The organism is Campylobacter sp. RM15925, assembly GCF_012978775.1.
Taxonomy (GTDB): Bacteria; Campylobacterota; Campylobacteria; order Campylobacterales; family Campylobacteraceae; genus Campylobacter_A; species Campylobacter_A canis.
This window is the reverse complement of sequence record NZ_LIWP01000001.1, coordinates 148,699-163,576: the sequence shown is the minus strand read 5'-3', so window position 1 is coordinate 163,576 and position 14,878 is coordinate 148,699. Positions and strand designations below refer to the sequence as shown.

The window sequence follows — 14,878 nt, the reverse complement described above, 5'->3', positions numbered from 1 at the left end:
TTATCCCCTTAAGATTTCTTGTATTTTTAAAGTCTGCCCTACAACTCTATCCAGCTCGTCTAAATTTAACATATTTGGTCCATCGCACATCGCTTCGCACGGATTTATATGCGTCTCATAAAAAAACCCGTCCACACCCACACTTGCCGCAGCTCTTGCAAGATACGGCACAAATCTTGCATCTCCGCCGCTCTTTTCACCAAGAGCCGAAGGCATCTGAACGCTATGCGTAGCGTCAAATATCACAGGCGCAAATTCTCTCATCAAAACCAAATTTCTCATATCAACGACCAAATTTCCATATCCAAAAGTGCTTCCGCGCTCCGTTAGCCAAATTCCGTTTTGTTTAGCTATTTCATATCCGTCGCCATCTACACCGCGAGTTTCAAGCACTTTTTTTACCGAATGCTTCATCGCGCTTGCTGCTAAAAACTGCCCTTTTTTGATATTTACGACTGCATTTGTCTTAGCCGCAGCCACAAGCAAGTCTGTCTGACGACATAAAAACGCAGGAATTTGAAGCACATCGGCAACCTCGGCCACAGGCTTAGCTTGATAGCTCTCGTGAATGTCCGTTAAAATTTTAAAGCCGAATTCTTTTTTCACGCGAGCTAAAATTTCACAACCCTTTTCAAGTCCGGGACCGCGAAAACTACTTATGCTGGTGCGATTTGCCTTATCAAAACTTGATTTAAAATAAAACTCTATCCTATTATGTTCATTAAATTTCACAAGCCTTTTTGCCACGTCAAACACAAGCTCTTCGCTCTCGATGACGCAAGGCCCTGCGATTAGTATCATTATTTCTCCTTTACCACTATAATTCCGCTAAGAATTACTAGAATTATACCCAAAAATGCAACCGTGTTTGGCAGCCCATCCCCCATAAAATATCCGATGATAATGGTAAAGATGACGTCGGCATAGCTTACAGCCGCAACCGTGCCGGCCTTTTTACTTGCCGCATAAGCTTTAGTAAGATACATCTGAAAGTAAAGCCCCGCAACGCCCATTAAAAGGATCAAAAAGATATTTTTAGTATCAGGCAGTACAAATTTGGAAAACAAAAATTCAAAGCCATCTATCTGAATAAATTCCGCCAGAGCCATAAAAACGATCGGAAGAGTCGTGCCAAACCCCATAAAAGAAAATACTATAACGCGAGTATCATAGCTCTTTTTAAGCTCTCTAACGCTCGTATACGCCATCGCAGCCCCTACTCCGCTCCAAATTCCAAGCCAATCGGTCTTTGAGATACCAAGCTCAGGCTGTATGATAAGCAAAATACCGCCAAATCCGATAAATATCGCCATCCATCCGCGCGAGCTTAGCTTCTCTCCCATAAACATCGCCGCAAGAAGTGCCGTAAATATCGGGCTTGTTTTAGAAAATGTAAATGCCGCGCCTAAATTTATATGAGCGATGTTATAAAAAAACGCAAAGAGCGCAAGCGTGCCGATAACTCCTCTAAATATAAGCAGATACGGATGCCCGCCCCTTTGATGAGCAGGCTTTTTATAAAGCGAATAAACGATCATCACAAGACCGATCAAATTTCTAAAAAAGACAACTTCAATAGACGGCATATCGGCACTTATTACTTTTGCAAGAGCTCCCGTTATCGCAAAAAGCATACAAGCGATAATCATATAATAAGTGCCCAAATGCCTCATTAAAAATTTATGCAACAACCCCATAACCTTTTTAAAATTTGAGCGTATTGTAGTGCAAAACGGCTTAAATTTATAAACATCGCAGGCAAAAATTTGTATAATAGCGAAATTTAAAGGAATATAAAGTGCAAAAAATCATACTTGTCGGAAAGCCAAACGTAGGCAAAAGCTCGCTTTTTAATCGCTTGGCAAAAAGGCGCATAGCTATCACTTCGGACGTAAGCGGAACCACTCGCGACACGAACAAAGCCGAGATCACCATAGATGATAGGCAATGTATTTTGGTAGATAGCGGCGGGCTTGACGAGAGTAGTGAACTTTTTAGAAATGTTAAGGAAAAAACGCTTAAAGAGGCGCAAAATTCGGACGCGATTATCTATATGGTGGATGGTAAAAATTTCCCTGACTATGAAGATAAGGCGATGTTTTACGCACTTTTAAGGCTAGGAATTCCGACCGCACTTGTCATAAACAAAGTAGATAGCAAAAAAGATGAGCAAAGAGCTTGGGAATTTGATAGCTTTGGCGCAAAAGATATTTTTAGCATATCCGTCACTCACAATGCGGGAGTAGATGAGCTTAGCGAGTGGATTTATAAGCACCTTAAAGATGAGATAAAGCCTGATTTGGACGAGGATTTTGATGATTTTTTAGAGACTCTTGACGAAGAAGGCGAGCAAAATTTTGAAGAAAAAAACATAAGAGTTGGCATCATAGGCCGCGTAAACGTAGGCAAAAGCTCGCTTTTAAACGCTTTGGTTAAGGATGCAAGAGCCGTAGTTAGCGATGTGGCAGGCACTACTATAGATCCTGTAAATGAAACATTTGTTTACGAAGATAGAGTGATAGAATTTGTCGATACCGCAGGCATCAGAAAGCGCGGCAAGATAGAAGGCATCGAAAGATACGCGCTAAATAGAACCCAAAGCGTGCTTGAAAACACAGATATTGCCCTACTCGTGCTTGACTCTAGCGAGCCTCTGACCGAGCTTGATGAGCGTATCGCAGGGCTTGCGAGCAAATTTAACCTCGGCGTGATAATCGTGCTAAACAAGTGGGATAAGAGCGAAGTGGAGTTTGATGAGATGAAAAAAGTCATCAAAGATAAGTTTAAATTTCTAACCTACGCACCGATAATCAGCGTTAGCGCACTTGGAGGCAAGAGAGTTCATAAAATTTACTCGCTCATCTTTGAAGTTTATAAAAATTTCACTCAAAAAATTCAGACTTCAAAACTAAACGAACTCATCGAAGAAGCTACCAAAATCCACCCGATACCGCGTGAAAAAGGCAAGAGCGTTAGGATTTATTATGCCGTACAGTTTGGCTTTGCGCCGCCTAAGATAGCTCTTATTATGAATCGTCCGCGCGCGCTTCACTTTAGCTATAAACGCTATCTTACAAACAAACTGCGCGAAAAATTTGATCTAAACGGCGTTCCTGTCGTGCTCATACCAAAAAACAGAAGTAGCGAGGAAAAAGATGAGCAGTAACTTAGTCTTAATCGGCTTCATGGGCGTTGGAAAAGGAACGGTCGCAAGGGAGCTTTGCAAAAAATTAAAGCGACTCATGCTTGATACGGACGATCTTATCGAAAGCAGTGAAAATCTAAAAATTCGTGAAATTTTTGAGACAAAGGGCGAAGAGTATTTTAGAAAGCAAGAACGCTTAGTCGCTAAAAATTTAGCCGGTAACGTGCAAAACTGCGTGATAGCAGGTGGCGGAGGCTTTGTAAACGTTAAAAATTTAAACAAAATCGGCACTGTTATATATCTTAAATCAAGCTTTGATGGCATAATAAAGCGCATAGACAATAGCCAAAACGCCCAGAAGAAATTTGCTAAACGTCCGCTTTTAAAAGATAGAAGCAAAGCAAAAGAGCTATTTAAAACAAGAAAGAAAATTTATGAGAAAAAGGCTGATATCATAGTTGATGTCGAAGGTAAGAGCGCTAAAAATATAGTTAAAGAGATTGTAAATAAGATTAAAAAATGAACGTATGGTTTAGATTTTACAGCTCAAATTTGAGAAAAATTAAAATTTAAGCTTGAAAAAGGATGAAAATTTGAGAGTACTAACAGGACTTCAACCCTCAGGAAAGCTCCATCTGGGCAACTATTTTGCCTCGATAAAACAGATGGTAGATGCACAAAACTCAAGCGATATGTTTATGTTTATCGCAAACTATCACGCCATGACCTCGGTTAGCGAGGCAAGCAGACTTAAACAAAACACTTTTGAAGCTGCATGCGCATTTCTTTCGCTTGGCATCGATCCGAACAAAAGCGTATTTTGGGTGCAAAGCGACGTAAAAGAGGTGCTTGAGCTATACTGGGTGCTAAGCCAATACACTCCGATGGGGCTGCTTGAGCGCGCACACAGCTACAAAGATAAGATCGCTAAAGGCATAAGCGCAAATCACGGACTTTTTAGCTATCCGGTGCTCATGGCTGCCGATATTTTGCTTTTTAGTGCAAATGTCGTTCCAGTAGGCAAGGATCAAATTCAGCACGTCGAGATCGCTCGCGATATAGCCATCAAATTTAACAACGAACACGGAGAAATTTTTACTCTACCTGAGAGCAAAGTCGATGAAAACGTCGCAACAGTGCCTGGAACTGATGGCGCTAAAATGAGTAAAAGCTATAAAAATACGATCGATATCTTTAGCGACGCAAAAACGCTTAAAAAGCAAATTGGCTCTATAACAACCTCGTCTGAACCGCTTGAAGCCCCTAAGCAATGGCAAACCTGCAATGTATATAATATAGCAAAGCTGTTTTTAAACCAAAGCGGACAAAAAGTGCTGCAAGAGCGTTACGAGCGTGGCGGTGAAGGACATGGACACTTTAAGATGTATCTAAACGAGCTTGCATGGGAGTATTTCGCCTCTGCAAGAGAGAAGTACGAACACTACTTAAATCACGAAGACGAGGTAAATGAGATATTGTTAGCGGGTGCAAAAAAGGCTCGCGAAGTAGCACTTCCGCTCATTGAAAGAGTGCGTGAAGCAACGGGAATTTATAGATAGGTATTAGAATGATAAATTTAAAACTACTTGAAACAAACTACGATGAATTCGTATCGAAACTACGAGGGAAAAAGATAAAAGAAGAGGTTCTAAGCGAACTTTTAGCGACTTTTAACGAACTTAAAGCAAAACGCCAAAATTTAGAAAGCCTTCAAGCTATCCAAAACGCTAAAAGCAAGGAGCTTGGTATAAGGACAAGAGGTGGCGAAGACGTAAGCGCGCTTAAAGAGGAGCTAAATTCAAATAAAGTTGCGATGAATGAAGCTGAAAAAGTGGTTCGCGAGCTTGACGAAAAGCTTGACGGCATAGCTTCGTGTGTGCCAAATATCACCGATGACGATGTGCCTTTTGGAAAAGACGAGGATGATAATGTCGAGCTTAAAAAAGTGCTTGAGCCGCGTAAATTCGACTTTGAGCCAAAGGAGCACTACGAGCTTGGCGAGAAGCTTGGTTGGCTTGATTTTGAGCGTGGGGCAAAGCTTGCGGGAAGCCGCTTTACAGTGCTAAAAGGAGACGGCGCAAAGCTTAGCAGAGCGCTTGTTAATTATATGATTGATTTTAATATGTCTCGCGGATTTGAGCTGGTAAATGTGCCGTTTTTAGTAAATTCTCGCACGCTTTACGGCACGGGACAGCTGCCAAAATTTGAAGAAGATCTTTATAAAATTCGCGACGAAGATCTATATCTAATCCCAACCAGCGAAGTTCCTGTTACAAATTTATATAACGACGAAATCATCGATGCCGGCAACCTACCTATAAAGATGACTTGCTACTCGGCTTGCTTTCGCCAAGAAGCGGGCTCTGCGGGCAAAGATACGCGCGGCATGATACGCCAACACCAGTTTGAAAAGGTAGAACTTGTAAGCATAACCGCGCCTGATCAAAGCGAAAAAGTATTTGAGGACATGGTGGCGTGTGCTAGCGACCTGCTTACTTCGCTTGGCTTGCCACACCGACATCTGCTTCTTTGCAGCGGAGATCTTGGCTTTAGCGCAGCAAAAACCATCGACCTTGAAGTTTGGTTGCCGGGGCAAAATAGATACCGAGAGATAAGCTCGGTTTCAAACACTCGCGATTTCCAAGCAAGAAGAGCTAAAATTCGCTTTAAAGACGGTAAGAAAAACACACTCGTTCACACGCTTAACGGCTCAAGCTTGGCGGTTGGAAGAACACTCTTAGCCATCATGGAAAACTACCAAAAAAGTGACGGCACGATCGAAATTCCGGAAGTTCTTAAAAGGTATATGTAGTGGCTGACGATAATGTCGTAATACTAGAAGAGGTCGATCCTAAAAGCCCAAGTGATGAGCAAAAAGGCGCAAGCCAAGAAGAAAACCTCATATCGCTTGATGAGCTGCAAGATAGCAGCGAGGAAACACAAAGCGAAGATATCTCGCCAAAAAAGAGCAGGAAAAAGATATTTTTATTTGGTGCAATCGGCATTTTGCTTGTAATCGCTCTAGTAACGACACTATTTTTTGCTACTAGAGATAAAAAGCCCGAATTTGATCCAAGTCAGCTTGCAAGAGATATCGAAGATCGTTTTGAAGTGCAGAAATTCGGGGCTTCAAAGATTGACGATATGATACAAAAAGCAAATATACTATACGAAAAAGGCAATAAATTTGAGGCTCTTAAAATTTATGAAAACGTAGCCATCTATAACGAATCGCTATCTAATTACAACTTAGGCGTTTCGCAGATGAAGCAGGAGAAATTCACAGAAGCCATAGAGTCCTTTAAAAAAGCGATAAATAACAAAGAAAATATCGCGGTAAGCGCTATAAATGCCGCCGTAAGTTCGCTTGAGTTAAATAACACAAAAAGCTTTGAATACTATATAGATCTAGCAAATTCGTTCCTGCAAGAAGAAGCGGGCTCCCCTCTTTATAATTACTATTACGCTCTTATACGCTACTACAAAGGAGAGTATATCGAGGCTTTACGCGCTCTTTCTTATCCTACCGAGCGTCACTATAAAAACAAATACGACTACTTAAGCGCTAAAATTCTAACACATCTTGGAGAAGATGAAGAGGCGATACAAAAGCTGGAAAATCAAAAAGAATTTGACGCAAATTTGGCTCTTGGCATGCTCTATGCCAGAAACGCTCAGTACGATAAGGCTAGAAGCAAGCTAAATTTGGCCCTTAAAAATAGCGACGAAATAAATAAAATAGACACGATACTCGCTCTTATCGACATCAAAACGGGCAATTATGCCTTAGGAGCGGACGGCTTAAAGACGGTTTTTGCCAAAGACAAGCTATTTATCGAAAATACATTCCCTATAAAAGCGATCTTAAAATCCGAACTTTTTGACGTAAATTTAGCTCAAATGCACTTTAGAAACGATATATTTTTCGACAAGACAAGACGGTATGAAGTGCTGTTTTATTTCGCACCTTATAAGGTTTTTGACGCGAGCCAAACGATAAACTACATAAGAAAGGGCGGAGTTAGCCTATTTCTTGATGATGCAAGCTCGGCAAGTAGCTATCTAAGCGCCAGCGGGACGATATCAAAAGTAAATTTGGAGCTTTCAAAGGCTATCGCAAGCGCATTAAACTACAAGCTAAAAGATGCCAATGCGCACTTTGCAACGCTAATATCGCTATACCCAGAACATTCGGTCTTGCATTACAATCTCGCCTTAAGCTATGCTCAGCTTGGCAACTTCTCGCTTGCGGCAAAGCACTTCATCACAAGCTATCATCTTGATCCTACAAATCACCTTGCAGGAGTCTTTGGCGCGATAGCAAACGATATAAATAACGAAAATAACGCAAAGCTGCTCCAAGAGATAAGCGAAAATTTAGAGCACGACAGCAGGATAAAAGAGATAAATTTATATAAAGCCCTAACCGAACTTGTCACCGGAAATCAAAATGCGCTCATAAGGTGGCTTGAGGAAGATAAGGAGCAAAACGCTTTAAATTTGGCCTTTGATGCAATAATCGCTAAAATTTCAAATAGAAATAACGAATTTATAGTAAAAAGCGAGGTTTTAAAATCAAAATTGCCTGATGACGTCATCGCAAATATCTTAAATTTCATCGCCAAATTCGATGATCAAAATATCAAAGAGTACGTCAAGCAGATACAAATTCATTTCCACACCAAAAATCTAAATGAAGCGGCGTTTTATCACGGTGCAAACATCATCAAAGAGCAATACATAAAACTACTGCAAATTTCAGGACTTTTAAATTACGAAAGAGAGAAGCTTAAAAATTTAATCCTAAACGGCAACAAAGATGATACAAATTTGCTTCAAACTCTTGCTTATATCGATATTTTTACAAATGATTTCAAAGAGAGCTACGGCATATACAACCGATTGATAGACGAATTTAAGATAAATGACGCAGGCACGCTCTTTATGGCTGCGGTCGCAGCGATTGGCTCAAATAATCCGCAAAACGCAATAGCTCTTTTAGAGCTTTCAAAGCTAACCGATCCAAACTCATCAGATAGTCGCCTTGCGCTTGCTTATCTTTACCAAGAAGTAGGCAATATCGAAGCTGCGGCCATCCAATACAACCTTATAAAAAGCGATAAATTTCAGAGCAAATTTTTTGATTTCAGGATTGATTACGATAGATTAAGATAAAGAGTGCATACTTCCAAATTCCGGCATCTTGTATCTGTTTTACGACTGTATTGATATGCCGTGGGGTTATGACCCAAAAGATAAATATGGCAAAAAGGTATTTTATTTTGATGGAAATTTAAATGAGCTAGAAAGAAAACAAGTCCCTGAAAACACAGAAATTTTTCCCGCTTCAAAGCTTAATTTTTCCAATCAAATCGAACTTCCCGATTATGAAAGCGACCTTATAGATAGCGAAAAATTTTACAATGAAGAAATAGATGAAATTTATGATATCCTATATGAGTCCTGCGAAGAAAACAGCAATAAAATTCTTGGACACTCAAACAATATTCAAGACGGCATGGAGCTAGAATGCAAACTTGTAACAAACGGGCTATACTGCGGAGACGAAAGAGCGTATGAAGGCCCTAAAAGATTTGAACTTGAGAAAAACATCCCCGATTGGAAGTTGCTTTTGCAAATTGACAGCAACGAAGAAACCGATATGATGTGGTGTGATTACGGCAAAATTTATCTGTGGATTACAAAGCAAAATTTAAAAGATAAGAAATTTGAAAACAGCTGGCTGGTTTTACAGTGTAACTGATAAATTTGACCAAGACTAAAACTTGGTAATTTTGCACGTACCGACCGAATTCAAATAAAATCCTAAATTTCAAACTCGCTATAGCTTAAATCACAAATTCAAAAAGCCCGTCTTGCTACCCAAACAAGACGGACTGATAAATTTATCTTTGTTTATCTTCTAAAACTTTTTCTTTCCATTTTGAGCTCTCTTTTTTGTTATCCATTATATCTTTTGAAAATTCAGCCGCCGCTTCAAAATTCTTCCTTACTCCGTCGCTTGAATTTTGATATTTTACGGCATTTGAGCCCTTGATGCCGATACTCTCTGCCTCGCTAACCGCATCGATGTTTGCACCTAAAAATATAAATTCCCAGTCATATTTGTTCTGCTTTGCCGTTATCATCTGCTTTATTTGAGATTTTGAAAATTCCTTGCTTGAGTTCTCCTGTCCGTCGGTGATGATCACAAAAAGCACTCTATTGTCCCTTGCGTATATGTCGCTCACGCGCTCAATCTTATTTATCGCACTTCCTACCGCGTCAAGCAAGGCCGTGTTGCCACTTGCAAAATACTCTTTATTTGTTAGCTTTTCTATCTTTTTTATATCGACTCTATCGTGGATAACGTTAAAATTCGTATCAAATAAAATAGTCGTAACATGAGTTTTTAGCCCAAGTTCTCTTTGTTTATCTATCATCGAGTTAAAGCCACCTATAGTATCGCTCTCAAGCCCGCTCATGGAGCCTGATTTATCAAGGACAAGCACCATCTCAAGATGATTTGCGCAAGGAGCTTTGCAGTCTGTATCAAGAGGTTTTTCTTGAGCGAAACTTAAAATCGCGGACAAAAATATAGCGGACAAAAATGCAAATTTTTTCATCGTTTTTCCTTATGTGAATTTGTATGGATTATAGCAGATTAGTTAAAATCATCGGTAGCAAATTAAATTCGGGTTAAGATAGCCTTAACCCGAAAAAGTATTATCTGTTTAAATTTTTAATTCTTACGTAGCTGTTTAGTGCACCCACATAAGCCTTTGCGCTTGCCATCATGGTGTCTATATCAAGTCCGTGTCCTATAACTGCATTTTGCTCGTCAAATTCGACCTTAACCACTACGCTTGCAAGTGCGTCTTTGCCTTGACTTACGGCATTTACCTTATAATCTTTCAAAAGTCCGTTTATGCCGCTTATACGGTCAATCACTTTAAATATCGCATCCACGGTTCCGTTGCCAAGTGCGGCGTCACTTATTAGCTCATTGTCAAATTTTATCGTCACGGACGCGCTTGCAAGACCTTTGTTGCAGTTGCTTTGACCAAGCGTAACGATCTCGTAAATTTCAGGAATCTTGATAAATTCGCTAGTAACAAGAGCTCTGATATCATCATCAAACACCTCTTTTTTCTTATCGGCCAACTCTTTAAATTTATCAAACGCTTCGTTTAAAGCATCGTTATTAAGCTCAAATCCTAAACTGGCAAGCTTATCTTTAAACGCATGACGACCCGAATGCTTGCCAAGCACAAGAGAATTTCGCTCAAGACCGATACTCTCGGCACTTATGATCTCGTAAGTCTCTTTGTGTTTTAGCACGCCGTCTTGATGTATGCCGCTTTCATGAGCAAAGGCATTTTTGCCTACTATCGCCTTGTTTGGTTGAGGTTCTATGCCTGTTATGCTTGCCACCATCCTTGAGCTTGGATAAATTTCTTTGCAGATTATATCGGTATAAAGCGGTGCAAATATATCATGGCGCGTCTTTATAGCCATTACTATCTCCTCCAAGCTGGCATTTCCTGCACGCTCTCCAAGTCCGTTTAGGGTGCATTCTACCTGTCTTGCGCCTGCCATGATAGCAGCTAACGAGTTTGCGGTAGCAAGCCCCAAGTCGTTATGATTATGCACGGATACGATCGCTCTTGCTTTTACAAACTCAACCATCTGCTTTATCATCTCGCCTATTTCCGTAGGCAACCTATATCCGACGGTATCAGGTAAATTTATAGTTCCCGCGCCCGCTTCTATAACGGCATCACAAATTTCTTTCATAAATACTATATCGGTTCTGCCTGCATCCTCGCAACTAAACTCAACATCATCGCAAAACGTTTTAGCGTATTTTACGGCATTCACAGCACGTTTTATAACTTCATCGGGCTTCATTTTAAGCTTATACTCCATGTGTATCGGGCTTGTTGCTATGAAGGTGTGAATTCTTTTTTTATTTGCAGGAGCTACGGCCTCTCCGGCAGCCTTGATGTCACGCTCAACAGCCCTTGCAAGAGAGCAAATTCTGATATTTGAAGCTTGTTTTGCTATCTGGGTTATAGCATCAAAATCTCCGGGACTTGCCGCCGCAAACCCCGCCTCCATGACATCTACTCCAAGACGCTCTAGCTGAAGCGCTATACGCAATTTCTCTTCGGTATTCATCGATGCTCCGGGACTTTGCTCACCGTCTCTTAACGTAGTATCAAATATTATTATTTTATTATTATCCATCTTGTATCCTTTTTATATTTTTTAAGTTTTGTAAATTTTGATGAAGTTTTATTAGTAGTAGCTGCTTAGCGCAGCAGCAGAGAGCTGTTTGAAAGTAGTTTTGATAAAGTTACGATAAATTTAACGGAATAGATATCGCTCATTCGCTCTCCTTTTTAAATTTTGGATTTTTTATGATAAACATATAAACAAACCGAACTATACCATAAAAAACATAAATACTCATTAACGCTGTCGGAGCTTCGATAGGATAGATATAAAGAAGCGAGCAGACTATGATAAGCAGAGTTAAAATTTTTAAAGAATTTGTCTTTTTTAGATCTAGTTTTTTAAAGCTAGGGTAGCGGATATTGCTTACCATAAGGATTGCCAATACGGCTTGTAAAATAAGCAAAAACCATTTTGAATTTGCGCTAAATTCATACTCCAAACTAAGTCCGACCCAAAATGCGCTAACTATAGCAGCTGTAGGTATAGGAAGTCCGATAAAAACAGAAGGCTCAGAGCTGCCTGTCATTACGTTAAATCTAGCAAGCCTGATAGCGCCAAACACTACAAAAAGTGCCGCTATAAGAGAGCCCAACCGACCGAAATTTTGACCCACCGAAAAATAAAAAAGCATAGCCGGAGCCATGCCAAAAGCAACTATATCGGCAAGACTGTCAAATTCTACTCCGAATTTTGAAGTAGTCTTAGTAAGTCTGGCCACGCGTCCGTCAAGTCCGTCAAGTATAAGAGAAAGAACGATATAAGATATCGCCTTAAAATACTGTCCGTTAACAGAAGCAATTATGCTGATAACACCCAAAAATGCACTAGCTGCCGTAAATAAATTCGGAAATATATACATAAGCTTAAGTTTATCGCCGCCCATCATCTCTTACCCTCATAGTTAAAAAATCCTATTAGGCTTGAAGCCTTCAAGCACTCTCCCACAACTACGCTTATACGCGTATTCGCAGGCAGTATAAGTGCCACTTTTCCGTCGCTCATAAAGCCAAATTTTTCACCCGCTTTGATACTATCAAATTTTTCAGCGTATAAATTCCTGCTCATAGCGCCACTAATAAGCCTTAAGGCTATTTTATTTTTACCTTTTACGGCTATATAAAGAGCTCTTTCGTTTAAGAAATTTGCAGCTTTCATAAAGCTACACAAAAAAAGCCCGTGTCTTTGCTTAAATTCGACCAAATTCATATCGCAAGGAGCTTTTATGGCTCCTGCACCAAATATAGTCTTGCAAATCACTATCTGCGTGCATTCGGTATCAAAATATGAAATTTTCTCTATGCTTATTATCTTGCCGTCTATAGGGCTTAAGATAGCAAATTCATCATTGCTGCTTATAGCCCTATTTGGCCCTCTGAATAAAAATAAAATAATTAGCAAAATAACAAAAAACAGCCACTCAAATTCACCAAAAACAATCGCTATTAGAAATAAAATCCCAAAAATTAGTAGATATTTATAGCCCTCTTTAGCGATTATTTTCGTACTTTGCATCATCTATTCTTTGGAATTTGCCTTATGCTCTTCCTCTTTGGTCTCTTGTAAATTTATAAGACGAGTAGGCAAGCCTTTTTCCTTCTCATACTCTTCTATAATAGATCTAACCCTAGCACCCTCAATGGTCTCTTCCTCATAAAGCGCTTCAACCATCTTTTCTATCGCACCTTCATAAAGCCTAAGAGTATCAAGAACCTCTTTGTATCTGTTTTCAAGAGTGCTCTTAACGAATTCATCTACTTTTTCAGCCATCTTATCGCTATAATCTTTTATGCTCTGGCCGCCGGTTAAGAAAGTATTTCTTTGTTTTTCAAGCACCATAAGGCCCGCAACTTCGCTCATGCCGTACATCGAAACCATAGCTTTTAGTATATCGGTTGCTCTTTCTAGGTCATTTCCCGCACCGGTTGAAATTTCTTTTATAAACACCTCTTCGGCCGCCCTGCCCGCTAAAAGCACATCGACACGAGCGATTAACTCATGACGCTGCATCATAAATTTATTCTCTTCAGGAGTATTTAGAGTGTACCCAAGAGCGGCAAGTCCTCGAGGTATGATAGAAACTTTTGTTACTTTATCGGCACCTTTAGTGGTCTCTGAAATCAGTGCATGCCCGCTTTCGTGATACGCAACTATACGCTTTTCCTTTGGATTTATACGTCTTGATTTCTTCTCAAGTCCGGCTATGGCTCTTTCTACGGCTTCAACCAGATCTTTTTGCTCTACGTAATTTTTCTCTTTTCTTCCCGCTAGAAGTGCGGCTTCATTTATGATATTTGCTAGATCCGCTCCCGCAAGACCTGCCGTCATACGAGCGATCTCTTCGATATCGGCTTTTGAATCAAGCTTAATATCCTTCATATGAACGCGTAAAATATCAATTCTACCCTTAAAATCAGGTTTATCTACAAGCACTTGCCTATCAAATCTTCCAGGCCTTAAAAGTGCAGCATCAAGCACCTCGGGGCGGTTTGTCGCAGCTAAAACTATAACAGGCGAAGCATCCGAGCTAAAGCCGTCCATTTCGGCTAAAAGCTGGTTTAGAGTCTGTTCTCTCTCATCGTTTCCGCCTATCATTCCGCTTGCCGCACGACTTTTGCCTATAGCGTCTATCTCGTCTATGAAAACTATTGCAGGCGCTTCTTTTTTAGCATTTTCAAAAAGATCCCTAACGCGACTTGCGCCAACACCCACAAACATCTCTATAAAACTAGATCCTGATACCGAGAAAAACGGCACATCAGCCTCTCCTGCAACCGCTTTTGCCAAAAGAGTTTTACCGGTGCCTGGAGGTCCAACCAAAAGCACGCCTTTTGGAATTTTAGCTCCTAAATTTATATATCTATCGGGATGCTTTAAGAAATCAACAATCTCCTTAACCTCGTCTTTTGCTTCCTCAACACCTGCGACGTCGGTAAATTTAACCTTTGGTTTTTCGGAATTTACAAGCTTTTTGGAGCTTCCCATTCCAAGTATGCCTCCGCCCATATTTTTTTGCATTCTGCTTGCAAGAAACATCCAAATTCCAAAGAATATAAATATCGGAAGCACCCAAGAAAACAGTAGTTCGCTAAACCAATTCGTCTCGCTATATGCGCCGTAAGGAATTTTATTTTCCTCAAGAAGAGGAACCAAGGTAGGATCGCTTACTCTTTTTGCTATATAAACGGCTTTGCCGTCACCCATGTTAGCCACAGCCTTAATAGAAGTTTCAGCAATTCCTACTTGAGATACCTGCTTGTTTTTTATCATCTCTTTAAGATCAGAATACGATACGTTTTTCGTCGTTGCAGCTCCTCCAAGAGAGCTCGTACCCATATCCATACCATCGGTAAAACTTCTAAAAACCAAAATTATAACAATTGCAAAAATGGCAAAAATAAAAATCGGATTTTTATTGAAAAAATTATTTCCGCCATTGTTATTGTTTAAATTTCTATCGTCATTAAATCTTTTATTATTCATTATGTCCCTTAA

13 protein-coding genes are annotated in these 14,878 nt (G+C 40.0%); 6 read left to right on the top strand and 7 right to left on the bottom strand.

Features of this window, described 5'->3' with window-relative positions:
- Both kdsA and CDOM15925_RS00830 read right to left on the bottom strand, forming a co-directional pair.
- Positions 1-801 carry a 3-deoxy-8-phosphooctulonate synthase gene (gene kdsA / locus CDOM15925_RS00835; protein WP_169940119.1) on the bottom strand — a complete coding sequence of 267 codons (801 nt, stop codon included), beginning with the start codon at positions 799-801 and terminating at the stop codon, positions 1-3.
- Complete coding sequence (locus CDOM15925_RS00830) at positions 801-1,691, bottom strand: DMT family transporter (protein ID WP_169940328.1); 891 nt, start codon at positions 1,689-1,691, stop codon at positions 801-803. The genes kdsA and CDOM15925_RS00830 overlap by 1 nt, the downstream gene beginning before the upstream one ends.
- A 107-nt stretch (positions 1,692-1,798) precedes the next feature.
- On the opposite strand from CDOM15925_RS00830, the gene der reads away from it, so the two are divergent.
- The 6 genes from der (at position 1,799) to CDOM15925_RS00800 (ending at position 8,909) form a co-directional block, all read left to right on the top strand.
- Positions 1,799-3,166 (top strand): ribosome biogenesis GTPase Der, encoded by a 1,368-nt coding sequence (gene der, locus CDOM15925_RS00825; protein WP_169940118.1) that lies wholly within the window; start codon positions 1,799-1,801, stop codon positions 3,164-3,166.
- Entirely contained in the window at positions 3,156-3,668 is a 513-nt protein-coding gene (locus tag CDOM15925_RS00820; protein ID WP_169940117.1) for a shikimate kinase, read from the top strand. Before der ends, CDOM15925_RS00820 begins: the two co-directional genes overlap by 11 nt.
- A gap of 70 nt (positions 3,669-3,738) precedes the next feature.
- The gene (gene trpS, locus CDOM15925_RS00815) at positions 3,739-4,704 is read left to right on the top strand and encodes a tryptophan--tRNA ligase (protein WP_169940116.1); all 966 of its coding nucleotides are present in this window, start codon (positions 3,739-3,741) and stop codon (positions 4,702-4,704) included.
- 8 nt (positions 4,705-4,712) lie between these two features.
- Positions 4,713-5,957 (top strand): serine--tRNA ligase, encoded by a 1,245-nt coding sequence (serS, locus tag CDOM15925_RS00810; protein WP_169940115.1) that lies wholly within the window; start codon positions 4,713-4,715, stop codon positions 5,955-5,957.
- On the top strand, positions 5,957-8,320 hold the full coding sequence (locus tag CDOM15925_RS00805; protein ID WP_169940114.1) for a tetratricopeptide repeat protein: 2,364 nt from the start codon (positions 5,957-5,959) through the stop codon (positions 8,318-8,320). Before serS ends, CDOM15925_RS00805 begins: the two co-directional genes overlap by 1 nt.
- Before the next feature lie 7 nt (positions 8,321-8,327).
- Entirely contained in the window at positions 8,328-8,909 is a 582-nt protein-coding gene (locus CDOM15925_RS00800) for a YwqG family protein (RefSeq protein WP_349644302.1), read from the top strand.
- Positions 8,910-9,051: 142 nt separating this feature from the next.
- Here the strand turns inward: CDOM15925_RS00800 and CDOM15925_RS00795 are convergent, their stop codons facing one another.
- The 5 genes from CDOM15925_RS00795 to ftsH form a co-directional block, all read right to left on the bottom strand.
- Entirely contained in the window at positions 9,052-9,771 is a 720-nt protein-coding gene (locus CDOM15925_RS00795) for a vWA domain-containing protein (RefSeq protein WP_169940112.1), read from the bottom strand.
- A gap of 100 nt (positions 9,772-9,871) precedes the next feature.
- Positions 9,872-11,395, bottom strand: coding sequence for a 2-isopropylmalate synthase (locus CDOM15925_RS00790; protein ID WP_169940111.1), 1,524 nt, complete (start codon positions 11,393-11,395; stop codon positions 9,872-9,874).
- A 139-nt stretch (positions 11,396-11,534) separates the two neighbouring features.
- Entirely contained in the window at positions 11,535-12,269 is a 735-nt protein-coding gene (pssA, locus tag CDOM15925_RS00785) for a CDP-diacylglycerol--serine O-phosphatidyltransferase (RefSeq protein ID WP_249934656.1), read from the bottom strand.
- Complete coding sequence (locus tag CDOM15925_RS00780) at positions 12,269-12,898, bottom strand: phosphatidylserine decarboxylase (protein WP_169940110.1); 630 nt, start codon at positions 12,896-12,898, stop codon at positions 12,269-12,271. The genes pssA and CDOM15925_RS00780 overlap by 1 nt, the downstream gene beginning before the upstream one ends.
- 3 nt (positions 12,899-12,901) lie before the next feature.
- Positions 12,902-14,866: an ATP-dependent zinc metalloprotease FtsH gene (gene ftsH, locus CDOM15925_RS00775; protein WP_169940109.1), complete on the bottom strand. Its 1,965-nt coding sequence runs from the start codon at positions 14,864-14,866 to the stop codon at positions 12,902-12,904.
- Positions 14,867-14,878 lie beyond the last annotated feature (12 nt).

Coding starts and splice junctions, on each gene's coding strand:
- kdsA (WP_169940119.1), bottom strand. CDS start 801: ATGATACTAATCGCAGGGCCTTGCGTCATCGAGAGCGAAGAGCTTGTG.
- CDOM15925_RS00820 (WP_169940117.1), top strand. CDS start 3,156: ATGAGCAGTAACTTAGTCTTAATCGGCTTCATGGGCGTTGGAAAAGGA.
- serS (WP_169940115.1), top strand. CDS start 4,713: ATGATAAATTTAAAACTACTTGAAACAAACTACGATGAATTCGTATCG.
- CDOM15925_RS00795 (WP_169940112.1), bottom strand. CDS start 9,771: ATGAAAAAATTTGCATTTTTGTCCGCTATATTTTTGTCCGCGATTTTA.
- CDOM15925_RS00790 (WP_169940111.1), bottom strand. CDS start 11,395: ATGGATAATAATAAAATAATAATATTTGATACTACGTTAAGAGACGGT.
- pssA (WP_249934656.1), bottom strand. CDS start 12,269: ATGGGCGGCGATAAACTTAAGCTTATGTATATATTTCCGAATTTATTT.
- CDOM15925_RS00780 (WP_169940110.1), bottom strand. CDS start 12,898: ATGCAAAGTACGAAAATAATCGCTAAAGAGGGCTATAAATATCTACTA.
- ftsH (WP_169940109.1), bottom strand. CDS start 14,866: ATGAATAATAAAAGATTTAATGACGATAGAAATTTAAACAATAACAAT.